20 protein-coding genes, 4 tRNA genes and 1 pseudogene are annotated in these 22,162 nt (G+C 71.1%); 2 read left to right on the top strand and 23 right to left on the bottom strand.

The window, feature by feature from the left end; translation table 11 throughout:
- Window positions 1–3 precede the first annotated feature (3 nt).
- From guaB to folD, 6 genes are read right to left on the bottom strand one after another with little or no spacing between them, the layout of a single operon-like run.
- Window positions 4–1,461: an IMP dehydrogenase gene (gene guaB, locus N787_RS05440; RefSeq protein WP_034211288.1), complete on the bottom strand. Its 1,458-nt coding sequence runs from the start codon at window positions 1,459–1,461 to the stop codon at window positions 4–6.
- 31 nt (window positions 1,462–1,492) lie between these two features.
- Window positions 1,493–2,773, bottom strand: a complete 1,281-nt coding sequence (locus tag N787_RS05445; protein ID WP_034211290.1) for a TRAP transporter large permease — start codon at window positions 2,771–2,773, stop codon at window positions 1,493–1,495.
- Entirely contained in the window at window positions 2,770–3,264 is a 495-nt protein-coding gene (locus tag N787_RS05450) for a TRAP transporter small permease (RefSeq protein WP_052575157.1), read from the bottom strand. The genes N787_RS05445 and N787_RS05450 overlap by 4 nt, the downstream gene beginning before the upstream one ends.
- A complete protein-coding gene (gene dctP, locus N787_RS05455) occupies window positions 3,264–4,268 on the bottom strand; it encodes a TRAP transporter substrate-binding protein DctP (RefSeq protein WP_052575158.1) in 1,005 nt (334 codons plus the stop codon). The genes N787_RS05450 and dctP overlap by 1 nt, the downstream gene beginning before the upstream one ends.
- A gap of 10 nt (window positions 4,269–4,278) precedes the next feature.
- Entirely contained in the window at window positions 4,279–5,157 is an 879-nt protein-coding gene (locus N787_RS05460) for a TRAP transporter TatT component family protein (RefSeq protein ID WP_034211540.1), read from the bottom strand.
- Window positions 5,158–5,185: 28 nt separating this feature from the next.
- Window positions 5,186–6,058, bottom strand: coding sequence for a bifunctional methylenetetrahydrofolate dehydrogenase/methenyltetrahydrofolate cyclohydrolase FolD (gene folD, locus N787_RS05465; RefSeq protein WP_034211292.1), 873 nt, complete (start codon window positions 6,056–6,058; stop codon window positions 5,186–5,188).
- Window positions 6,059–6,153: 95 nt separating this feature from the next.
- Here folD and N787_RS05470 point away from each other — a divergent pair, with 95 nt between their 5' ends.
- The gene (locus N787_RS05470; protein WP_034211299.1) at window positions 6,154–6,447 is read left to right on the top strand and encodes a DUF1244 domain-containing protein; all 294 of its coding nucleotides are present in this window, start codon (window positions 6,154–6,156) and stop codon (window positions 6,445–6,447) included.
- Between the two features lie 137 nt (window positions 6,448–6,584).
- Here N787_RS05470 and N787_RS05475 read toward each other — a convergent pair whose 3' ends face one another.
- Entirely contained in the window at window positions 6,585–6,893 is a 309-nt protein-coding gene (locus N787_RS05475) for a hypothetical protein (protein WP_034211301.1), read from the bottom strand.
- A gap of 136 nt (window positions 6,894–7,029) precedes the next feature.
- Between N787_RS05475 and N787_RS05480 the strand changes: the two genes are divergently transcribed.
- Complete coding sequence (locus tag N787_RS05480) at window positions 7,030–7,887, top strand: tetratricopeptide repeat protein (protein WP_034211303.1); 858 nt, start codon at window positions 7,030–7,032, stop codon at window positions 7,885–7,887.
- A 119-nt stretch (window positions 7,888–8,006) separates the two neighbouring features.
- Here N787_RS05480 and N787_RS05485 read toward each other — a convergent pair.
- The 16 genes and pseudogenes from N787_RS05485 to N787_RS05560 all read right to left on the bottom strand — a co-directional run.
- A tRNA-Val gene (locus N787_RS05485) sits at window positions 8,007–8,081 on the bottom strand.
- Window positions 8,082–8,134: 53 nt separating this feature from the next.
- A complete protein-coding gene (locus tag N787_RS05490) occupies window positions 8,135–9,763 on the bottom strand; it encodes an FMN-binding glutamate synthase family protein (RefSeq protein WP_034211304.1) in 1,629 nt (542 codons plus the stop codon).
- Between the two features lie 14 nt (window positions 9,764–9,777).
- Window positions 9,778–10,080 (bottom strand): hypothetical protein, encoded by a 303-nt coding sequence (locus N787_RS05495; protein ID WP_034211305.1) that lies wholly within the window; start codon window positions 10,078–10,080, stop codon window positions 9,778–9,780.
- A gap of 24 nt (window positions 10,081–10,104) precedes the next feature.
- Window positions 10,105–10,191, bottom strand: a tRNA-Leu gene (locus tag N787_RS05500).
- Window positions 10,192–10,464: 273 nt separating this feature from the next.
- A tRNA-Cys gene (locus tag N787_RS05505) sits at window positions 10,465–10,538 on the bottom strand.
- Between the two features lie 90 nt (window positions 10,539–10,628).
- A tRNA-Gly gene (locus tag N787_RS05510) sits at window positions 10,629–10,704 on the bottom strand.
- A 55-nt stretch (window positions 10,705–10,759) separates the two neighbouring features.
- Window positions 10,760–11,320 (bottom strand): CDP-diacylglycerol--glycerol-3-phosphate 3-phosphatidyltransferase, encoded by a 561-nt coding sequence (gene pgsA / locus N787_RS05515; protein ID WP_034211306.1) that lies wholly within the window; start codon window positions 11,318–11,320, stop codon window positions 10,760–10,762.
- Between the two features lie 31 nt (window positions 11,321–11,351).
- Window positions 11,352–13,199 carry an excinuclease ABC subunit UvrC gene (gene uvrC / locus N787_RS05520; protein ID WP_034211307.1) on the bottom strand — a complete coding sequence of 616 codons (1,848 nt, stop codon included), beginning with the start codon at window positions 13,197–13,199 and terminating at the stop codon, window positions 11,352–11,354.
- A complete protein-coding gene (locus N787_RS05525; RefSeq protein ID WP_034211309.1) occupies window positions 13,196–14,620 on the bottom strand; it encodes a redoxin domain-containing protein in 1,425 nt (474 codons plus the stop codon). Before N787_RS05525 ends, uvrC begins: the two co-directional genes overlap by 4 nt.
- Before the next feature lie 27 nt (window positions 14,621–14,647).
- Complete coding sequence (locus N787_RS05530) at window positions 14,648–15,115, bottom strand: low molecular weight protein-tyrosine-phosphatase (RefSeq protein ID WP_342668006.1); 468 nt, start codon at window positions 15,113–15,115, stop codon at window positions 14,648–14,650.
- Between the two features lie 65 nt (window positions 15,116–15,180).
- Window positions 15,181–15,954 carry a 3-deoxy-manno-octulosonate cytidylyltransferase gene (gene kdsB, locus N787_RS05535; RefSeq protein WP_034211312.1) on the bottom strand — a complete coding sequence of 258 codons (774 nt, stop codon included), beginning with the start codon at window positions 15,952–15,954 and terminating at the stop codon, window positions 15,181–15,183.
- Complete coding sequence (gene lpxK, locus N787_RS05540) at window positions 15,941–16,939, bottom strand: tetraacyldisaccharide 4'-kinase (RefSeq protein ID WP_052575160.1); 999 nt, start codon at window positions 16,937–16,939, stop codon at window positions 15,941–15,943. Before lpxK ends, kdsB begins: the two co-directional genes overlap by 14 nt.
- Window positions 16,936–18,693 carry a lipid A export permease/ATP-binding protein MsbA gene (msbA, locus tag N787_RS05545; protein ID WP_034211314.1) on the bottom strand — a complete coding sequence of 586 codons (1,758 nt, stop codon included), beginning with the start codon at window positions 18,691–18,693 and terminating at the stop codon, window positions 16,936–16,938. The genes lpxK and msbA overlap by 4 nt, the downstream gene beginning before the upstream one ends.
- Window positions 18,690–19,112 (bottom strand): ExbD/TolR family protein, encoded by a 423-nt coding sequence (locus N787_RS05550; protein WP_034211316.1) that lies wholly within the window; start codon window positions 19,110–19,112, stop codon window positions 18,690–18,692. The genes msbA and N787_RS05550 overlap by 4 nt, the downstream gene beginning before the upstream one ends.
- Complete coding sequence (locus tag N787_RS05555) at window positions 19,109–19,759, bottom strand: MotA/TolQ/ExbB proton channel family protein (RefSeq protein ID WP_034211318.1); 651 nt, start codon at window positions 19,757–19,759, stop codon at window positions 19,109–19,111. Before N787_RS05555 ends, N787_RS05550 begins: the two co-directional genes overlap by 4 nt.
- Window positions 19,653–22,162: pseudogene (locus N787_RS05560) on the bottom strand (DNA internalization-related competence protein ComEC/Rec2); the annotation flags it as partial. The gene N787_RS05555 and the pseudogene N787_RS05560, both read right to left, overlap by 107 nt.

A 22,162-nucleotide genomic window follows, 5' to 3' on the forward strand; every position in this document is an offset into this window, starting at 1 on the left:
GCCTCAGCCCATCCGGTAGTTCGGCGGCTCTTTGGTGATCTGCACGTCGTGCACGTGCGCCTCGCGGGTGCCGGCGTTGGTGACGCGCACGAACTTCGGCCGCGTGCGCATCTCCTCGATGGTGGCGCAGCCGACGTAGCCCATGGAGGCACGGATGCCGCCGGCGAGCTGGTGCACGATGTTGCGCAGCAGGCCGCGGTAAGGCACCCGGCCCTCGATGCCTTCCGGCACCAGCTTGTCGGCGTCGGAGGCGTCCTGGAAATAGCGGTCCTTGCTGCCCTGCTCCATCGCGCCCAGCGAGCCCATGCCGCGGTAGCTCTTGTAGCTGCGGCCCTGGAACAGTTCGACCTCGCCCGGCGCTTCCTCGGTGCCGGCGAACAGACCGCCGATCATGATGGTGCTGGCGCCGGCCACCAGGGCCTTGGCGATGTCGCCGGAGTAGCGGATGCCGCCGTCGGCGATCAGCGGGATGCGGCCCTTGAGCGCTTCGGCCACCATGCCCACCGCGGTGATCTGGGGAACGCCGACACCGGCGACAATCCGCGTGGTGCAGATCGAGCCCGGGCCCACGCCCACCTTCACCGCGTCGGCGCCGGCGTCGAACAGCGCCAGCGCGGCGTCGCCGGTGACGATGTTGCCGCCGATGACCTGCAGGTTCGGGAAGGTCTTCTTGACCCAGGCGACGCGGTCGATCACGCCCTGCGAATGGCCGTGGGCGGTGTCGACCACCACCACGTCCACGCCGGCCGCCGCCAGCGCGGCGATGCGCGCCTCGGTGTCGCCGCCGACGCCGACCGCGGCGCCGACCAGCAGCTGCTCGTCGGCGTCCTTGGCGGCGAAGGGGTTGTCGCGCGCCTTCTGGATGTCCTTGACGGTGATCAGGCCGCGCAGCGCGAAGCTGTCGTCCACCACCAGCACCTTCTCGATGCGGTACTTGTGCATCAGCTGCAGGACTTCGTCGTCGGTGGCGCCTTCGCGCACCGTCACGAGCTTGTCCTTCTTGGTCATGATGTGGCGGACCGGATCATCGAGCTTCTTCTCGAAGCGCATGTCGCGGCTGGTGACCAGGCCGACCAGCTGGCCGCCGTCGACCACCGGCACGCCGGAGATGTTGCGGGCGCGGGTGAGGCGGATCACTTCGCCGATGGTGGTGTCGGGCCCGACCGTGAACGGCTCGCGGATCACGCCGGCCTCGAAGTTCTTGACCTGGGCGACGTGCGCGGCCTGCTGCTGCACCGACATGTTCTTGTGGATGATGCCGATGCCGCCGAGCTGGGCCATGGCGATCGCCAGGCGGGCTTCGGTGACGGTGTCCATGGCGGCCGACACGATCGGCAGGTTCAGCGAGATGCCGCGGGTGAGCTGGGTGCCCAGGCTGACGTCCTTGGGCAGGACGGCCGAGTGCGCGGGAACGAGGGATACGTCGTCGAAGGTCAGCGCTTCGGCCTGGATGCGCAGCATGGAGCGGCTCCGGGGATTGGGAAGCGCGAAATTATAGCAGTCCCAGGGACAGGGCCGGCCACCAGGTGATCAGGGCCACGGCCGCCGCCAGCACCAGGAAGAACGGCACGCAGGCCCGCACCAGCACCAGCACCGGCTGGCCGAAGCGGTAGGCGGCGATGAACAGGTTCATGCCCACCGGCGGGGTGAAATAGCCCAGCTGCAGGTTGGCCAGCATCACCACGCCCAAATGCACCGGGTGGATGCCGAAACCCGCGGCCACCGGCAGCAGCAGCGGGGTCAGGATCACCACGGCCGAGAAGATGTCGAGCAGCATGCCCACCACCAGCAGGAACAGGTTGAGCAGCAGCAGGAAGACCCAGGGGCTGTCGACGTGCTCGCTCAGCGCGGCGAACAGGGTGGCCGGCACCTCCTGGTCCACCAGCCAGTTCGACAGCGCCAGCGCGGCACCCAGGATCAGCAGGATGGCGCCCACGAGGCGCATCGACTCCGCCATCACTTCGGGCAGCTTTCGGAAACTAATTTCCTTTTTAATCAGTACGGTTACGACCAATACATAAAGTGCCGTCACAGCTGCGGCCTCGCTGGCCGCGAGCGCACCGGTGTAGATGCCGCCCAGCACGATCACCGGCAGCGGCAGCTCCCACGCCGTCTCGCGGAGGGCCCGCGCCAGCTCGGCGGTGTCGAACCGGTGCCGGGACTGCGGGATGCCCCGCCCCACCCACATCGCGTGCAGCGACAGCATGCCCACCATCAGCAGGCCCGGCAGCAGGCCCGCGAGGAACAGGTCGGGGATGGTCACCGGCGGATCCGAGCCCATCTGCCCGGCCACGAACCCGTAAAGGATCAGCGGCAGCGAGGGCGCGAACAGCAGGCCCAGGCTGCCCGCCGCCGTCACCAGGCCCAGGCTGTAGCGCTCGCCGTAGCCGGCCTGGCGCAGCGCCGGGTACAGCAGCGCGCCCAGCGCCACGATGGTCACGCCAGAGGCGCCGGTGAAGGCGGTGAAGAAGGCGCTGGCGACGATGGCCACGATCGCCAGCCCGCCGGGCAACCAGCCCAGCAGCGCGTTCGAGAGCCGCACCAGCCGCTTCGGGGCCTGGCTCTCGCCCAGCAGGTAGCCTGCCAGCGTGAACAGCGGGATCGCGATCAGCCCCGGCATGTCGCCCAGGCGATAGAACTCGACGGCCACGGCGATCAGGTCGTAGCCGGCCAGGTGGAAGCCCAGCAGCGCGATCGCCGCGATCACCGCGAACAGCGGCATGCCCAGCGCGGCCAGCCCCAGGATGATGGCCAGGCCCAGCCCCAGGCTCACGGCGTCCCCTCGCCCATCACCGCATGCACCGGCGGCGGCAGCGCGGCGGCCACCAGGAAACGCAGGCCCATCAGCCCGAAACCGACCGGCAGCGCCAGCATCGGCACCCAGCTCGGGATGCCGGCGACGAAGGGCACCGGCGCCTCGCGCTCGAGCCCGACCAGGCCCCAGCCCAGCCAGCCCAGCCACAGCGCGATAACCGCGGCCGCCACCTGCGCGAGGGTCCACAGCACGCGCTGCGCGCCGGCGGGCAAGGCCCGCGGCAAGGCGTCGATGGCGATGTGCTTGCCAGTGCGGGTGGCGCCCAGGGCGCCCAGCAGCGCCAGCCACAGCACGCCGGCGCGACTCACCGGCTCGGCCCAGTCCAGCCCGGAATCAAACAGCAGGCGCAGCGCGATCTGCGCCACCGAGAGCAGCAGCAGTGCACCGAGCAGGCCCGCCAGCAGCGCGTCCTCGACCCGGTGCAGGCGCTCCAGCCAGCGCTGCCCCATCAGCGGGCCCGGTACTCGGCCAGCGAGCGGCGCACTGCCGCCAGGATCTCCGGAGAGATCTTGCGCTGCGCCTCCATCTCGGTCACCAGCTGCGTGCCCAGCGCCTGCCAGCGACGGGCTTCGGCCGGGTCCATCGGCGCGACCCGCAGGCCTTGCTTCTTCATCGCCTCGAGGGCCGCGGCGTCATCGCGCCGGGTGTTGACGTCCATGCGCCGGCCGGCGTCGGCGAAGGCCTTGGCCAGCACCGCCTGGTCGGCCGGCGTCAGCCGCTTCCAGGCCTTGTCGTCAATCACCAGGAAGCCGACCACGAAGGTGAGCGGCAGGTCGACCATGTGCTTCATCTTGCCGTGCCACTGCAGCACCACCGCGCCGCTGGGCGTGTTCACCACGGTGTCCACCAGGCCGGTCTGCAGGCTGGTGAAGACGTCGCCGATCGGCAGCGGGATGGTGTTGACGCCGCCCATCTCGAAGATGCGCGCGGCGACGGCGTCGTTCTGCGGCACCCAGAGCTTGCGGCCCGCCAGTTCGCCGGAGCTGCCGAGCGGCTTGTCGCCCATCATGTAGGCAAAGCCGAGCCCGGAGACGCCTAGCATGCGGATGCCGCGCTCATCGAAGCCCCGGGCCAGCATCGGGTCCACGGTCTTGCGCACGTGCTCGACCTCTTCCCACGACGACATCAGGAACGGCAGGCTGTAGACCGGCGCATCGGGATACACCAGCGACAGCTCGCTCGAAGTGAGCACGCCGCCCTGCAGCTGGCCCAGGCGCATCTTGCGCAGCACCACCGCGTCGTTGCCCATCACGCCGCCCGGGTAGAACTTGACGTCCACGCGGCCGTCGGTGCCGGCCTTGACCTCGGCGGCGGCGGCGCGCAGTTCGCGCATCCAGGCCGAGCCGTCGGGCGCGAGGGTGGCGATCTTTATCGCCTGCGCCGCCGCCGGCGAAGCGACCGCGAAGGCCAGCCCGAGGGCAAGCAGGAGTCGTGCTAGCGGAGCCTGGATCACGGGCACATCCTCAGAAATAGTCCTTGCCGCTGGCCACCAGCGCTTCGGCGCGCTGCTGGGCCAGCACATTCATCAACGTAAAGCCGGGCTCGACGGGGTCGGCCGCCAGCACCTCCGCCAGCAGGCGGTCGTGCAGCTCCTGGTCGAACAGCAGGCGCGCGTAGTACTCGGCCATCAGCGTCTTGGCGTAGAGGTTGCGGCCAGCGGACAGCGCCTGCGCCTGCTCGAAGTGGGCGCGGCCGCGCGCGGGCTGGCCGCCGATCGCCTCGGGCCGCAGCGAATGCAGCACGCCGAGATACACGTGCGGCATGCCGCGGGCATGGCCGGCATCGGTGGCGACCACCTTGTCGAGCAGCGCCTGCACCTTGGGCAGGTCGGCGATCGCGCCCCAGTCCTCGCTGTTGGCCTGCAGGAAGCCCACCCAGGCCGCGGCCAGCGCGTAGTGCCCGGCGACGTCCTTCGCCGGCGCGGCCGCGAGCGCGGCGTTGAAGGTCTCGATGTCGGCATCGATGGCGTCGCAGAGCCGCGCGTCCTGCGCGCAGGTGCCGCGACGCGCGTAATCCATCGCCTTGGCGGCCAGTCGGCGCGAACGCGCCTTGTCGTCGCCGGTGAAGTTGCCGGCGTACGCGCCGTTGAGTTCCGCGGCGGCGAACAGCAGGCCGGCGTTGCGGCGGTCACCCGGCGTTTGCCCTTCCACCAGGCCGTCGATCAGCAGCAGGTAGGCCGGCAGGCCGTCGCGCACGGTGGCCGGGTCGTTGCTGTTGGTGATCGCGCTGCCCAGCTGCGCGGCCAGCTGGTCGCTGGCCCGGCCGACCAGGGTCGCGCAGCCGGCCAACATCAGCACGGCGGCGAGAAGGACCAGCAGCGGGGATGCGACGCGTCGGGTCATGGCCATGAGTGTCGATGCTCCGGCGTCATCATGACGCGACGGTGGCATCGGAGGCGTCCGCGGCCTCCAGCGTGTTCTGCATCAGGGTGGCCACGGTCATCGGCCCCACCCCACCCGGCACCGGCGTGATCCAGGACGCACGCTCGAAGGCGGCGTCGAAGCCGACGTCGCCGACCAGGCGCCCGTCGTCGAGGCGGTTGATGCCGACGTCGATCACGACCGCGCCCGGCTTCACCCATTCGCCCGGCACGAGGCCCGGCCGCCCGACCGCGACCACCAGGATGTCGGCCTCGCGCACGTGGCGCTCGAGCACCTCGCGCGGGGTGAACTTGTGGCAGCTGGTGGTGGTGCAGCCGGCGATCAGCAGCTCCAGCGCCATCGGCCGGCCGACGTGATTGCTGACGCCGACGATGGTGGCGCTCTGCCCGCGCACGGGCCGGTCGGTGTAGGCCAGCAGCGTGGTGATGCCGCGCGGCGTGCAGGGCCGCAGGCCGAACTGGCGCAGCGCGAGGTGGCCGACGTTTTCCGGGTGGAAGCCGTCGACGTCCTTGCGCGGGTCGATGCGGTGGATCAGCCAGGTGGCGTCGCGGTTCCCGGGCAGCGGCAGCTGCACCAGGATGCCGTGGATGGCCGGATCGGCGTTCAGGCGGTCGATCAGGGCGGCCAGCTCGGCGTCGGTGGTTTCGGCCGGCAGGTCGTAGTCGATGGCGCGGATGCCGACCTTCTTGGCGGCGCGGCGCTTGTTGCGCACGTAGACGGCGGACGCCGGGTCCTGGCCCACCAGCACCACGGCCAGGCCGGGCGCGGGCTTGCCGGCGGCGATGCGGGCCTGCACCCGGCGGGCGAGGTCGTCGAGCAGGGCGTCGGCGATGCCTTTGCCGTCGAGGATGCGGGCGGTCATGGCGCTCCGGGAACAGTGGGGGCGGCCCCGCGCGGGCGGGTCCGGGTCGCGAAATGCGATTATCCCCGAACCCTTCCCTGCCCGGCTACCGGAAAATGACCGACACCACCGCCTTCGAAGCCGCCGCCTTCCGCCGGCTGGTCGCCCACCTGCAGCAGCGCACCGACGTCCAGAACATCGACCTGATGATCCAGGCCGGCTTCTGCCGCAACTGCCTGTCCACCTGGTACGAGGAAGCGGCCGCCGCCGCCGGCACCCCGATCGGCAAGGACGCCGCCCGCGAGGCCATCTACGGCATGCCCTTCCCCGATTGGAAGGCCAAGTACCAGCCCGAGGCGACGCCCGAGCAACTGGCCGCCTTCGAAGCCGCCCGCCGCGCCCATCCCTAGAACCTGTAGGAGGGCCTTCAGGCCCGAAGCCCTTCGCGAAAGGCTTCGGGCCTGAAGGCCCTCCTACAACTGCAAAAAAACGCCCCGGCCAATCGACCGGGGCGCGAAATCCCACTGACGGGGAGAGAGATCGGGTTTCAGGCGCGCTTGCGCGACCGCACGGAGGTGCGCTTGGCGCGGGCCTTGCGCTTGGCCGGGGCACGCTTCACGCCCAGCTTCACCAGCACCGGGGCCAGCGCGGTTTCGACCTGGGTGCGCGCCTGGCGCACGAAGGCTTCGGCCTGGTCGCGGGTCTGGCGGGCGAGGGTCTCGGCCTGGCCAAGCTTGGCCTGGGCCTGCTTGCGGCCCAGCGAGACCGCGCCGATGCCGGCCAGGATGACGGCGCGCGGGCTGATCTCGGTCTTGCGGGCGGGGCTGCGGCGGCGGGTCGGAGTCGAGCGGGTCATGGGGCACCTCGTGGCGATGGCCGGGATGGCCGTTCGCGTCCGAGTCTGTGCCGCCGCACCCGAGCAATCACACTAGCCGCGCTTGCGGCCCGCCGGGCCCCGCGACATGCTGGCCTCCCCTGCACGGAGACCCGCCATGGCTGCGAAGAAATCGACCTGGGCCAAGTTCCCGCACGAGGCCAAGGCCTTCGACCAGTCCGGCGACAAGCTGAAAAAGGCGTGGCCATCGCTGCACGCGGGTGACTGCGAACCGTTCCCCGACGACAAGCGCGCCGCCGCCTTGATCAAGGCTGCCAGCAAGGCCGCGCCCAAGGGCATGGACGCCGCTACGCTGGCCGAAGCGCTGCAGGACGCGTGGCGCGCCTTCCACCGCGGTGATTTCCAGCAGGCCTATGAAGCCGGCTCGGCCCTTGGCCCGGTCGGCGCGTCCGTGGCCTGCAAGGCGCTGGCCATCCACGCCACGCACCTCGTCGACGACGAGAACGAGCAGCTGGCGCGCTACGAGCAGGCCGGCAAGCTGGCCGAAGCCGCCATCGCCGCGCTGCCGGACGAGGCCAACAGCCACTACCGCTACGCCCACGCCATGGGCCGCTACAGCCAGGGCATCTCGATCGCCAAGGCGCTGAAGATGGGCCTGGCCACGAAGGTGAGGAAGGCGCTCGAAGCGACGCTCGAGCTGGCGCCGAAGCACGCCGAGGCCCACACCGCGCTGGGCCTGTACCACGCCGAGATCATCAGCAAGATCGGCGCCCTGGTCGGCGGCATGACCTACGGCGCCAAGGCCAGCGAGGCCGAGAAGCACCTGGCCACCGCCCTCAAGCTCACGCCCGACTCCCCCATCGCCCATTTCGAACACGGCAACCTGCTGCTGCTCCTGCACGGCGACAAGAAGGAAGACGCGGCGGCCACCGCCTACGAGAAGGCCGGCAAGCTCAAGCCCAACGACGCGATGGAAAAGCTCGACGCGGACTTCGCCAAGGGCCAACTCGAATAGCCAAGGCTCCCCTGTGGGAGGGACTTCAGTCCCGATGCTCCTGGCCCGAAGCATCGGGACTGAAGTCCCTCCCACAGGTCAAAAAAAATGGCCACCCGGAGGTGGCCATTTCGTGGAACTGGTGGGCGGTACAGGGCTTGAACCTGTGACCCTCGCCGTGTGAAAGCGATGCTCTACCGCTGAGCTAACCGCCCGGAAGAGAGCGCGAATCTTACGTGGCCCGCCCCCGGGTGGTCAAGATCGCGGCTCAGTGCTGCTTGCTGGCCTGCATTTCCGCGGCCTTGGCCGGGGGCGAGAAGGACTCGGCCCGGGCCTGGTCCCAGAACACCTGGAACACCGGGTGCTCGGGCACGGCCTCCAGCAGCTGCCCCTGCGGCACGAAGTGGTGCAGCTTGGCCAGCGCGCGCACCTCGGTGGACGAAACCCGGCGGATGATGTGCTCGGGCCCGATCTCCAGGGGATGGCGCAGGCCGGCCGCGGCCAGCAGCTCCTTCAGCGCCACCAGGGTGTTGCGGTGGAAATTGGCCACCCGCACCGCCTTGCCGTCCGGGTCCAGCGCCGCCTGCCGGTTCGGGTCCTGGGTGGCGATGCCGGTCGGGCAGCGGTCGGTGTGGCAGCTCTGGGACTGGATGCAGCCCAGTGCGAACATGAAGCCGCGCGCCGCGTTCACCCAGTCGGCGCCCAGCGCCAGCGTGCGGGCGATGTCGAAGGCGGTGACGATCTTGCCGGCCGCGCCGATGCGGACCTTCGAGCGCAGGTCGAGGCCGACCAGCGTGTTGTGCACCAGCAGCAGCGCCTCGCGCATCGGTGCGCCCACGTGGTCGGTGAACTCCAGCGGCGCCGCGCCGGTGCCGCCCTCGCCGCCGTCCACCACGATGAAGTCGGGCAGGATTCCCGTCTGCTTCATCGCCTTGGCGATCGCGAACCACTCCCACGGGTGGCCGATGGCCAGCTTGAAGCCGGTCGGCTTTCCGCCCGAGAGCGTGCGCAGCCGGTCGATGAACTGCAGCAGCTCGATCGGCGTCGAGAAGGCCGAGTGCGCCGCCGGCGAATGGCACTCCACGCCCTGCGGCACCCCGCGCGCCTCGGCGATCTCGGCGCTGACCTTGGCCGCCGGCAGGATGCCGCCCTGCCCCGGCTTGGCGCCCTGGCTGAGCTTGAGCTCGATCATCTTCACCTGCGGGTCGCAGGCGTTGGTGCGGAACTTCTCTTCGTCGAAGCCACCGTCCGGGTTGCGGCAGCCGAAGTAGCCCGAACCGATTTCCCACACCAGGTCGCCGCCGTGCTCGCGGTGGTAACGCGAGATCGAGCCCTCGCCGGTGTCGTGGTAGAAGCCGCCCAGCTTCGCGCCCTGGTTCAGTGCGCGGATCGCATTGGCCGACAGCGAGCCGAAGCTCATCGCCGAGATGTTGAACACACTGGCCGAATACGGCTGCGCGCGCCCTTCGCCGATGGTGATGCGGAAATCATGCGAGTCGATCTTCGCCGGCTGCAGCGAATGGTTCATCCACTCGTACTTGTCGCCGTAGAGATCGCGCTGGGTGCCGAACGGCCGCTTGTCGAGCACGTCCTTGGCGCGCTGGTAGACGATGGCGCGCTGCTGCCGCGAAAACGGCAGTTCGACCGTGTCGGACTCGATGAAATATTGGCGGATCTCGGGCCCGATCGACTCCAGCCCGTAGCGGAAATGCGCCGTCACCGGGAAATTCCGCCGCAGCGCCTGCTTGCGTTGCAGCAGGTCCCAGGTGCCCAGCAGCGACAGCCCGCCGAAGATGCCGAGGCCCCAGGCCGCCAGGGGCGTGTGTTCGAACGCCCATCCGGACAACAGCGTGAGCAGCAGGCAGGTGGCGAACGGCCAGTAGCGGGACGGCAGCATGCTCGGCTCCGGGCTCAGGCGGCGGGGCGTGACTTGAGCACGCGGTAGATGTCCCAGAACCCCGCCACGGCAATGACCGCGATCACCAGGTACACCGACTGCACGATCATGTTCGCGGCCCAGGCCATGTCCCCGTCGGCCAGGTCCACGGCCCGGTAGACCCACGGCACCGTCCAGCGCGCGAGGATGCCCGCGACGAAGCTGGCGGCCACGATCGCGAACCCGGTGATGCGCGTGCGCTGCCAGCACGCCGCCAGCAGCAGCACCGCCGCCAGGTCCACCGCGAAGTACAGGAACCCCATCAACCACATCGACATCGCCGCGCTACTCCCCTGCGTGCGTGGTGCCCGGGGTGGGGATCGAACCCACATGGCCTTGCGGCCGGGGGATTTTAAGTCCCATGCGTCTACCAGTTTCGCCACCCGGGCCTCCCGCGATGGTGCCGCATGCGCCCGTCCGCCGCCAGCTTGCCATCCGTCGAGGGTGTGGTATTGGATTTTTGCCACGGATGAACACTGATGAACACAGATTGGATACTGGCGCCGGGTGTCCACTGGCTATGTTGGAACTTCGCAATGACCCAATGGCGCCCTGCGAACCACCCAAGCGCTCCGCCCTATCCGTGTTCATCTGTGTTCATCCGTGGCTAAAAACAAAATAGCCGGGCGAAAAAAAACCCCGCCGGAGCGGGGTTTGAACACTGGAGGCCGAGGTCGGAATTGAACCGGCGTACGCGGATTTGCAGTCCGCTGCATAACCACTCTGCCACCCGGCCGGATAGCGTTGCCGGAAGCTTAGCGCGTCCGACGGCGGTTGCCACCGCCTTAAAAAACAAAACCCCGGCGGGCGGGGTTTTGTCTGGAACTGGAGCGGGAAACGAGACTCGAACTCGCGACCCCGACCTTGGCAAGGTCGTGCTCTACCAACTGAGCTATTCCCGCAAGAGACGCATATTTTGGGGGAAGCCCCCCGAGGGTGTCAACACCCTTTTTCAAATCAGCCCTTCTTCCGCATCGTCGGCCAGGCCGCGTGCAGGTAATCGAAGCCCGACCACAGGGTCAGGGCCGCCGCGATCGCCAGCAGCCACTCGCCGATCCGGAACACCGGCAGGCCCAGCAGGTCTTCCTGGAACAGCAGGCAGCTGATGGCGGTCATCTGCACGATGGTCTTGAGCTTGCCCAGCCCCGCGACCTTGACCAGGCCGTGCGCGCCCATCTGCGCCATCCACTCGCGCAGGGCCGAGATGGTGATCTCGCGGCCGATGATCACGGCGCTGAGCAGGGCCATCCACGGGGTGTCGTGGCGCTCGACCACCAGAAGCAGCGCGAACGCCACCGTCAGCTTGTCGGCCACCGGGTCGAGGAAGGCGCCGAAGGCCGAGTACATGCCGTAGCGGCGGGCGATCCAGCCGTCCAGCCAGTCCGTGAGCGCGCCGAAGATGAAGATGCCGGCGACCGCGAGGTTGGTCCAGCCGTAGGGAAGGTAGAACACGACCACCATCACCGGGATCAGCAGGATCCGCATCAGCGTCAGCATGGTGGGGATGGTGAGGGTCACGGCGTCCTGCTCAGGCTTCGTTCCGGGGCGATTATGCCTCAAGACCGTGCAGCGCGGCGTAGATGCGCTGGGCCAGCGCGTCGTTGACGCCCTCGACGCGGGCGATTTCCTCGGCGCCCGCGGCCTTGAGCCCGGCCAGGCCGCCGAAGTGCTTGAGCAGGCTGGCGCGGCGACGCGGGCCGATGCCGGGGATGTCCTCGAGCCGGCTGGTCTCGCGCGTCTTCTGGCGCTTGCCGCGGTGGCCGGTGATGGCGAAGCGGTGCGCCTCGTCGCGCACCTGCTGCACCAATTGCAGGCCGGGCGAGGCCGCGCCCGGGCGCAGCTCGCGGCGGTCGGGCAGCACCAGGGCCTCGTGCCCGGCGCGGCGCGCCTCGCCCTTGGCCACGCCGACCATCGCCACGCCCTGCACGCCCAGCTCGTCCAGCACCGCGCGGGCCTGCGCCAGCTGCCCGGCGCCGCCATCGATCAGCAGCAGGTCGGGCAGCACGCCCTCCTCCACCCCGCGCCGGAACCGGCGCTCCAGCGCCTGGTGCATGGCCGCGTAGTCGTCGCCCGGCGCGATGCCGGTGATGTTGTAGCGCCGGTACTGGCCGCGCACCGGGCCTTCGCCGTCGAACACCACGCACGAGGCCACCGTCGCCTCGCCCATGGTGTGGCTGATGTCGAAGCATTCGATGCGCGCGGGCGGCTCGCCCAGGCCCAGCATCTCCTGCAGCGACAGCAGCCGCGCGCGCTGGCTGGCGCTGCTGGCGGCCTCGGTGGCCAGGGCCAGGGCCGCGTTCTGGCGGGCGATCTCGAGGTAGCGCGCGCGCTCGCCGCGCACCGAGGATTTCAGTTCGACCTTGCGCCCCGCCTGCGCGCTGAACACTTCCTGCAGCAGCGCTTCATCGGCAATGGCGTGGCTGAGCACGATCTCGCGCGGCGGCCGCTGCTCGAGGTAGTACTGCGCCACGAACGCGCCCAGCACCTCTTCCGGACTCTCGGCGCCATTGGGCCGGGGGAAGAAGCTGCGCGTGCCCTGGTTGAGGCCATTGCGGAAGGCCATCAGCAGCACGCAGGCCGCGCCCTGGTCCATCGCCAGCGCCAGCACGTCCATCTCGACCTGCTCGCCCTCGACGTACTGGCGGGCCTGGATCTTGCGGATGCCGACGATCTGGTCGCGCAGCACCGCCGCCTGCTCGAACTCCAGCCGCTGGCTGGCCTCCTCCATCGCCTTGCCCAGTTCGTCGACCAGCTCGTTGCTGCGGCCCTCGAGGAACAGCACGGCGCGCCGCACCGTGGCGTCGTACTCGCGGGTCGGCACCAGGCCGACGCAGGGCGCGCTGCAGCGGCCGATCTGGTGCTGCAGGCAGGGCCGGCTGCGGTTGCGGAACACGCTGTCCTCGCAGCTGCGCAGCTTGAACAGCTTGAACATCAGGTCCAGCGTCTCGCGCACCGCACCCGAGCTGGGATACGGCCCGAAGTAGCGCCCCGCCATCGCCCGCGGCCCGCGGTGGTAGCCCAGCTTCGGCCAGGTCTCGTCGGTGAGCAGGATGTGCGGGTAGCTCTTGTCGTCGCGCAGCAGCACGTTGTAGCGCGGGCGCAGCGACTTGATCAGCTGGTTCTCGAGGATCAGCGCCTCGCTCTCGGTGCGCGTCACCGTCACTTCGATGCGGGCGATCTGCGCGACCATCAGCGCGATCCGCCGCGACGGCAGCTCCTTGAGGAAATAGCTGCCGACGCGCTTCTTCAGCGACAGCGCCTTGCCGACGTAAAGCACCTGCCCGTCCGCGCCAACCATGCGGTAGACCCCGGGCGCCGGGGTCAGGTCGCGGACGAAGGCCTTGCCGTCGAACGGGGCCGGCGCCTCGCCGGCGGATGGTGATGCCTCGGCCGTCATTCGCCGATCGGCAGGCGGCCGAGCTTGCCGCTGGCCAGGTCGAAGCGCAGCACCTCGTGCGCCCCCGTGTTCGCGATCCACAGCGAACCGGCGCCGGCGGCCAACGCGGCCGGCTGGTCCAGCGGCTGCGGCAGGTCGTGCGTGCTCATCTCGCCGCCGCCGAGGCGCAGCTTGCGCAGGCTGCCGTTGTAGCTGTCGGCGACCCACAGCACCGGCGAGCCGGGGTCGAGCGCCAGCGCCATCGGCAGCTGCATGCGGGCCTCGCGGCGCTGGCCGTCGTGCTCGCCGAATTCGTACAGGCCCTGCCCCACCAGCGTCTGTACCTGGCCCTGCGCGACCTGGATGGCGCGAATGGCGGAAGTGGCCGAATCGGCGACGTAGAGCGTCTGCTGCACCAGGGCCAGCCCGGTCGGATGCGCGAACATCGCGCTGCGCACCGGGCCATCGACGATGCCCAGCTCGCCGGTGCCGGCCAGCAGCCGCAGGCGGGCCTGGGCGAGGTCGTACTCCCAGATCTGGTTGCTGCCGGCCATGGCCAGGTAGAGGCGGTCCAGGGTGCCGGTGACGTCGCAGGGCTGGTTCAGCGACAGGGTGGCGTCGCCGACCTGCTGGCCCTCGCGCACGGCCCCGGGGCGGCCATTGCCGAGCACGGTCTCGACCGCGCCGTCGAGCAGCCGGATGCGGCGCAGGGCGTGGTTGCCAGTGTCGGCCACGTAAAGCGATTCGCGCACCAGGCACATGCCGCGCGGGTGACGGAAGGCGGCGATGTCGGCCGGCCCGTCGAGGTAATCGCCGTGGCCGGTGCCGAACTCGCGCAGCACGCGGCCCGAGTGCGTGCACTCGAGGATGCGGTGGTGGCCGGTGTCGGCGACGTAGAGGTGGCTCTCGCCCACCGCCAGGCCGGCCGGAAACGCGAGCGGCAGCCGCGACTCGCCGCCGGTGCGGCGAGGCGGTTGGAACGTGCGCACGGCGCCGCCCACTTCGTCGATCAGGCCGGCGATGGCGGCATCCAGGGCCGGGCCCTGGTGGTCGCCGGCCAGCACCTGGCGCAGGCGGCCGCGGGTGTCCACCAGCGCCACCGATGGCCAGGACTGGATGCCGTAGTGCTGCCAGGTGCTCCAGCCGCGGTCGTTGGCGACCGGGAAGGTCAGGCCGAGGCGGTTGGCGGTCTTGAGCACCAGCCGCCCGTCGAGCTCGGAATCGAACTTGGGCTGGTGGATGCCCAGCACCGACAGCGCCACCGGGTAGCGCGCCTGCAGGCGCATCAGCTCATCGAGCAGGTTGTGGCAGTAGGTCGAGGCCGCGTTCCAGAATACCAGCGCCAGCACGTGCCCCTGCTGCGCGGCCACCGACTGGCGGTCGGCGTTGAGCCACTGCAGGCTCGGCGACAGTTCGGGAGCGGCTTGCTGGGCCTGCGACATGGGGGCGTCCTTCCGGGGGTCGCCGCATTATGCCTGCGGCGGGAGTTTGCGCAGCAGGCCGTGGGCGGCGGCGCGCGCGAGGTGGCAGGTGGCGTCGAAACCGGCCGCGTTGCCGTAGTACGGATCCGGCACGTCCTCGTCCTCGGCGACCCCGCACCAGGCCAGGGCCAGGTGGATCTCCGCGCGGGCGCCGGACGGCGCGTGCTGGCGCAACCAGCGCAGGTTGTCGCGGTCGGCGGCCAGGATCAGGTCGAAGGCGTGGAAATCCTCGGGCGCCACCGCGCGTGCCCGCTGTCCGCGGAGGTCGATGCCATGGCGCGCGGCGGCGGCGATGGCGCGCGGGTCGGGCGGCTCACCCGCGTGCCAGCCGCCGGTGCCGGCGGAGTCGAGGCGGACGCGCTGCCCCTGCCCGGCCTGCTCGAGAACATGCCTGGCCCAGCCCTCCAGCAGCGGCGAGCGGCAGATGTTTCCCATGCAAACAAACAATATATTCAATGGGATAGAACGCTTAGTTCAACAGGTTTGTGATTAACGCCGGCCGCGCCGTCATCGGTCCCGGCTCAGGCACCCTGCCCGGCCAGTGCCCGGGCCTCGGCGCGGGCCAGGTCGGCCTCGGTATCCACGCCCGGCGGGAACGGCACGGGGGTCAGGCCGACGGCGATGCGGTGGCCGGCCTCCAGCACACGCAACTGCTCCAGCGCCTCGAGCTGCTCCAGCCGGCCGGGCGGCAGCGCGGCGAAGCGACGCAGGAAGCCGGCGCGGTAGGCATAGATGCCGATGTGGCGCAGCGCCACGGACGGATCGGCGCCGAGGCGATCTCGCGCGAACTGGTCGCGCTGCCACGGAATCGGGGCGCGGCTGAAATACAGCGCGAGGCCGTTCGCGTCGCGCACCAGCTTCACCGCGTTGGGGTCGAACAGGGTCTCGCTGTCCTCCACCGGCGTGCCCAGCGTGGCCATCTCGGCGGCCGACGCGGCCAGGGTCTCGGCCACCGCGCGGATGCCCTCGGGCGGCGCGAAGGGTTCGTCGCCCTGCAGGTTCACCACGATCTGGTCATCGGCCCAGCCCAGCTGGTCGGCGCACTCGGCCAGGCGGTCGGTGCCGGAGGCGTGGTCGGCGCGGGTCATGCACACCCGCAGCGGTTCACCGGCCAGGGCCTGCACGATGCGGGCGTCATCGGTGGCGACCACCACCTCGCGGGCGCCGGCGGCCAGCGCGCGGCGCGCCACGTGCACCACCATCGGCACGCCGGCGATCAGCCGCAGCGGCTTGCCCGGCAGGCGGCTGGCGCCGAAGCGGGCCGGGATGGCGACGATGAAATCAGGCGGGGTCATGGGACGGGCTCCGGTAGGCCAGGCGTTGCTGCAAGGCCGAGAACAAGGCGTCGGGAAGATGGGCGCGGACCGGGACGGCCCAGGCGTCAGGCAGGTCGAACGCGGTGCACTTCACCGCATCCTTTTCGGTCATCAGGCGCGGGCCTGGTGGCTCGAAGGCCAGCTCGGCCGCGGTGAAGTCGTGGTGGTCCGGGAACGGGTGTTCGACCGGCGCGAGTCCAGCGGCGCGCAGCGCGTCGAAAAAGCGCGCCGGGTGGCCAATGCCGGCGATGGCGTGCACCGGCTGACCGGCGAATTCGGCCAGCGGGCGCGCCGCGCCGCCGGACAGCGGCACCGCCTCGCCCAGCGCCAGCGTCATCGGCCACTCGCCGGGCGCGGCCTGGCCACCGTTGACGACGCGATGGTCGACGCCACGGCCGGCGGGTTCGCGCAGCGGCCCGGCGGGAATGAGGTGCCCGTTGCCGTGCCGGCGCTCGCCGTCCACGACCTCGATCTCGAGGTCGCGACCCAGGCGCAGGTGCTGCAGGCCGTCGTCGGCGATCACCAGGTTGCAGCCTTCGGCCACCAGGCGTCGCGCGCCGGCCACGCGATCGGAATCCACGCACACCGGCAGCCCGGTCTGCCGCGCGATCAGCAGCGGTTCGTCGCCGCATTCGGAAGCGGCCATGCCGGGCGTCACGCGCACGGGCCCGCGCGAACGGCGGCCGTAGCCGCGGCTGACGATGCCCGGGCGCCAGCCGCGCTCGGCCAGGCCGTTCGCCAGCGCGATGGTCAGCGGCGTCTTGCCGCTGCCGCCGGCCACCAGGTTGCCCACCACGATCACCGGCACCGGCAGCCGGTGCGTGGGCTTCCAGCCCCGCCGGTAAAGCCAGCGGCGCAGCGACACCAGGCCGCCGTAAACCGCCGCCAGCGCGCGCAGGCCGGGGCCCGGCGCCACGCCGCCATACCAGCGCCGCAGCAGCCAGTCCGCCAGCGCGGCCTTCACCCGGCCTCCGTCTCGCGGAACTGCATGCGGTGCAGGTGGGCGTACAGGCCGCCGCGCGCCAGCAGTTCGGCGTGGGTGCCCTGCTCCACCAGCCTGCCGGCGTCGAGCACCAGTACCTGGTCGGCGTGTTCGACCGTGGACAGGCGGTGCGCGATCACCAGCGTGGTGTGTTCCGGGATCAGGCGGTTGAGCGCGTCCTGCACCAGCCGCTCGGACTCGGTGTCGAGCGCGGCGGTGGCTTCGTCGAGGATCAGGATCGGCGCGTCCTTGAGGATGGCGCGGGCGATCGCGAGGCGCTGGCGCTGGCCGCCGGAGAGCAGGCCGCCGTTCTCGCCGATGCGCGCGTCCATGCCGCCCGGCAGGCGGTCGATGAATTCGGCGGCGTTGGCGGCTTCGGCTGCGGCGCGGACGCGGGCCGGATCCACGCCTGCGGCCTGGCCGTAGGCGATGTTGGCGGCGATGCTGTCGTCGAACAGCATCACCCGCTGCCCGACGATGGCGATCTGCCGGCGCAGGTCGGCGAGGCGGTACTGCTCGACCGGCACCCCGTCGACCAGCACGGCGCCGCCGCTGGGCTCGTAGAAGCGCGGCAGCATCCGGATCAGGGTGGACTTGCCGCTGCCCGAGCGACCAACGATCGCGGTGACGGTGCCCGGCTTCGCGGTGAACGAGATGCCGGCCAGCGCCGGCGCCTCCTGACCCGGATAGCGCACGGACACGTCGCGGAACTCGATCTCGCCGCGGGCGTGCAGCAGCGGCATCGTGCCGCGGTCCGGTTCGTCCGGCTCGTCGAGGATGGCGAACAGCCGGTCGGCCGCGGCCACGCCGCGCTGGACCAGGCTCTGCACGTTGGTGATGCGCTTGAGCGAAGGCAGCATCGCCATCATCGCGGTGAGCATGGCGACGAAGCTGCCGGCGTCCATGCGTCCCTTGGCCGCTTCGCTGCCGGCCACCAGCAGGATCACCGCCAGCGCCGTGGCGGCCAGCACCTGCACCACCGAAGAGGCCGCGGCGCGGGTGGACTCGACCTTGATGCTCAGGCCCAGGTTGCGGTTGATCAGCGCGGTGTAGCGCGCCAGCTCGGAGGCCTGGGCGCCGTACACCTTCACTTCCTGCTGGGCCGACAGCGCCTGCTCGGCCGACTGCGCCATGTTGGCCACGCCGTCCTGGATGCCGCGGTTGATCTGCCGGTAGCGGCGGCCCACCACGCCGGAGATGCCGGCGATCAGCGGCGCCACCACCAGCATCACCAGGGTGACGCGCGGGCTGTACCAGAACATCACGCCCAGCAGGCCGACGATGGTCAGGCTGTCGGTGAGGATGACCTTGATGGCGTCCGAGCTGGCCTGGGTCACCTGCTCGGTGTCGTAGTTCAGGCGCGACACCATCGAGGGCACCGGCTCGGCGTCGAAGCGCGCGCTGGGCAGGCGCAGGTACTTCTCCAGCACCTCGCCGCGCAGGTCGCGCACCACGCTGCGGCCGGCCCGGGCCATGCCGTAGTCGGTGCAGAAGGTGGCCAGGCCGCGCAGCACGAACAGGCCGATGATGATCAGCGGCAGCGACCAGCGGACTTCAGGGTCGCGATCGACGAAGGTGCCGTTGATCATCGGCTCCATCATCCAGGTGAAGGCCGAGGCCGCGCCGGCCTCGAACACCATGCCGACGCCGGCGGCGCCGAGGAAGAAGGAATACTTCTTCGCCCGCCCCAGCAGGCGGCGGTAGACGGCCCAGGCCGAGGTTTCCGGCTGGCTCAAGGCGTGGCCTCGGGGGTGGTGGCGATCGAGATCTTGCGGAAGCCGGCCTGGCCCAGCGCATCCATGGCCGTCACCACCGACTGGTGCGGGGTGCGGGCGTCGGCGCGCAGCACCACCGGCCGTTCGCGGTCCTCGCCGGCGACGCGGGTGATGGCCTCGCGCAGCGAACCGACGTCGCGCTTGAGCACTTCGTCGTTGCCGATGAAGAAGCGACCCTCGGCGTCCACCAGGATCGTCAGCGGCTCGCCCGGGTCGATCTCGGAATTGGCCTGCGACTGCGGCAGCACCAGCTTCAGCGCCGAGCGCTGGTCGAAGGTGGTGGTGACCACGAGGAAGATGATCAGGCAGAAGACGACGTCGATCAGGGAGACCAGGTTGATCTCCGGTTCGTCCGGCACCCGGCCGGTGCTCAGCCTCATGCGTCGCTCCGCTTCGCGCGCGGGGCCTTGGCCGGCGGCGGCGACGCGCCTTCGTCGAGGGCGTCGAGCAGCGCGGTGGCCTGCTTCTCCATGTCCACCACGTAGCCGGTGACGCGGCCGCGCAGGTAGCGGTGGAACATCACGGCCGGGATCGCCACGCACAGGCCGGCCGCGGTGGAGATCAGGGCCTGGCCGATGCCGCCGGCGAGGCGGTTGGCGTCACCGACGCCGGCGGTCAGGATGTCGAGGAACATCTCGATCATGCCGAACACGGTGCCCAGCAGGCCCAGCAGCGGGGTGACCGCGGCGATGGTGCCGAGCGTGTTCATGAAGCGCTCCATCCGGTGCGCGACGTGGCGGCCGACGTCCTCGATGCGCTCCTTGATCAGCTCGCGCGGGCGGTGGCGGACGTCCAGCCCGGCGGCCAGCAGCTCGCCCAGCGGCGAGTTCTTGCGCAGCACGTCGATGTGCTTGGGGTCCAGCACGCGACCCCGGGCCCATTCGCGGACCTCCTCGCCCAGGCCGGGCGGCAGCACTTCCTTGCGGCGCAGGCTCCAGAATCGCTCCAGGATGATGGCCAGGGCCAACACCGCCAGGAGGATGATCGGCAGCATCACCCAGCCGCCCGCTTTGATCAGTTCCAGCACGCCTCACCTTTCGGGTTCTTGCCTGCCGATAGCATAGCCTGCCCCGCCCGGGGCGGCATGGCGCCAGTAGCGCGGGTGGTCCTGGCGCCGCCGTTCACGCAGCTGCACCCCGGCCGCGCCGAGCCGCAGCGCAATGGCGCCGCTGCCGGCGGTGTCGTGCAGTGCGACCGAGTAGCGGTCGTAGCGGGACAGCACCTGCGGCTTGGGCAGGCCGAAGCGGTTGCCCTCGCCCACCGCCACCAGGCCCACGGACGGCCGCACCGCGGCGAGGAAGTCCAGGCTCGAGGAGGTGTCGCTGCCGTGGTGCGGCACCAGCAGCAGGTCGGCGCGGATCTGCGCGGGCGGCAGCTTGGCCAGCCGCGCCTCCACGTGCCGGCCGATGTCGCCGGCGAGCAGCGCGTGGCGGCCCCCGGCGCGGACGCTCAGCACGCAGGAGCTGTCGTTGCGCAGATACGGAAAGTGCGGCGTCGGATGCAGCAGCTCGAACTCGACGCCGTCCCAGCGCCAGCGCTGCCCGGCCACGCAGGCCTGCATGTCGGCGGCGGCCCAGCCTTCGGGCGCCATCACCATCGGCGGTGCGTAGGCGCGCCGGACCGCGCCTGCCCCGCCGGCGTGGTCGTTGTCGCCGTGGCTGAGCACCAGTCGGTCGAGTCGCGGCAAACCCAGCGCGCGCAGCGCGGGCACCACCACCGCTTCGCCCAGGTCCATGCCGCGCGGCGGCGCCGGGCCGGCGTCGTAGAGCAGCGCGTGGTGGCGCGTGCGCACCAGCAGCGCCAGGCCCTGGCCGACGTCCAGCAGGTGGAAGTCGACCTCGCCCGGAGCGGGACGGTCGGGCGCGGGCCACAGCAACGGCAACAGCAGCAGGGCGGCCAGCGGCTTGCCGGGGATCGTGCGCGGCAGCATCAGCCAGAACGCGCCCAGCAGGGCCAGGGCCGTCGCGGCCAGCCCGGGTTCGGGCAACCAGGCCAGCGCCGGGGGCCAGGCGGCGACCCACTCCAGCACGTTCCACAGCCCCTGCATCAGGTCCGCGGCCAGCTGCCAGCACAGGTCGGCGGCCGCCGGCAGCACGGGCTCGAACGCCAGCCCGAGCAGGGCCAGCGGCACCACCACCAGGCTGATCCACGGGATGCCGACGAGGTTGACCAGCGGCCCCGGCAGCGAGGCCTGGCTGAAGAACCACACGCTCAGCGGCAGCAGCCCCAGCATCGCCACCGCCTGCGAGGCCAGGAACGGCCGCAGCCAGCCTTCGCCCGGGCGATACGGCAGGCACCAGGCCAGCCAGGCGACGCCGACGAAGCTGAGCCAGAAACCCGGGGCGAGCACGCTCGCCGGATCCGCGAGCAGCACGCAGATCGCGGCCAGGGCCAGCGACTGCGCCAGCGTCTGCGGGCGACGCGCCAGGCGGGCCAGCACCACCGCCGCGATCATCAGCAGCGTGCGCACCGTGGGCAGCGCGAAACCGGCGAGCGCGGTGTACGCGACCGCCAGCACCAGCGCGACCGCCGCACTGCCCTGCGGACGCGGCCAGCGCCGGCCGAGCGGCGGGAACAGCGCGTAGGCCAGGCGACCGAACGCGGCGCCGAAGCCGGCCACGAGGCCGACATGGAATCCCGAGATGGCGATCAGGTGGGTCAGGCCGGTGGCGCGCAGCACCTCCCAGTCGTGGTCGTCGAGGCCGCGCGTATCGCCCAGCGCCAGGGCGACGACGAACCGCCACCCGGGCCCGGGCACCGCCGCGGCGATGCGCTCGGCGAGCGCGGCGCGCAGCCGGTCCAGCCCCGCGCCTGCGCCGGTGGCGTCATCGAGCCGCCGCGCGGCGTCGGGTTCCGCGACGTAGCCGGTGGCCACGATGCGCTGCTCGATGGCGCGACGCTCGAAGTCGAAGCCGCCGGGGTTGACCAGCCCTCGGGGTGCGCGAAGCCGCAGCGGCAGCTGCCAGCGCGTGCCCGGCGCGACGACGGGAAGGCTTTCGCCCGGCCGCGCGAACCAGCCCAGCCGCAGTTTGCTGCCCGCCGCCAGCCCCGCGGGGCCGCTCTCGACGATGAACTCGAAGCGGACCGCATCGGCGGCGACCACGGGCAGTCCGCGCACCTGGCCGACCACGACCGCCTGCTCGCCCGAACGCGAGGCCGGCCACTGCGATGCCAGCGTCGCCTGACCCTGCAGGCAGGCCAACGCCACGCCGAACAGGAACGCGCCCAGCACGCGCGGCAACCCGGGACGCCACCAGGCCCAGGCTCCCAGGCCGAGGCAGGCGACCGCCCCTTCGAAGCCCGGCAGCCGCGGGAACCCCTGCACGAACAGCACGCCGGCCAACAGGCAGGCCGCGACCGAAGGCCCGAAGCGCGTCGGCTGCGCGCCGGGCGGCACCGGCACCGGCGGCGACGGCGCGGCGCCGCGCAC

The organism is Arenimonas metalli CF5-1, from assembly GCF_000747155.1.
Taxonomy (GTDB): Bacteria; Pseudomonadota; Gammaproteobacteria; order Xanthomonadales; family Xanthomonadaceae; genus Arenimonas; species Arenimonas metalli.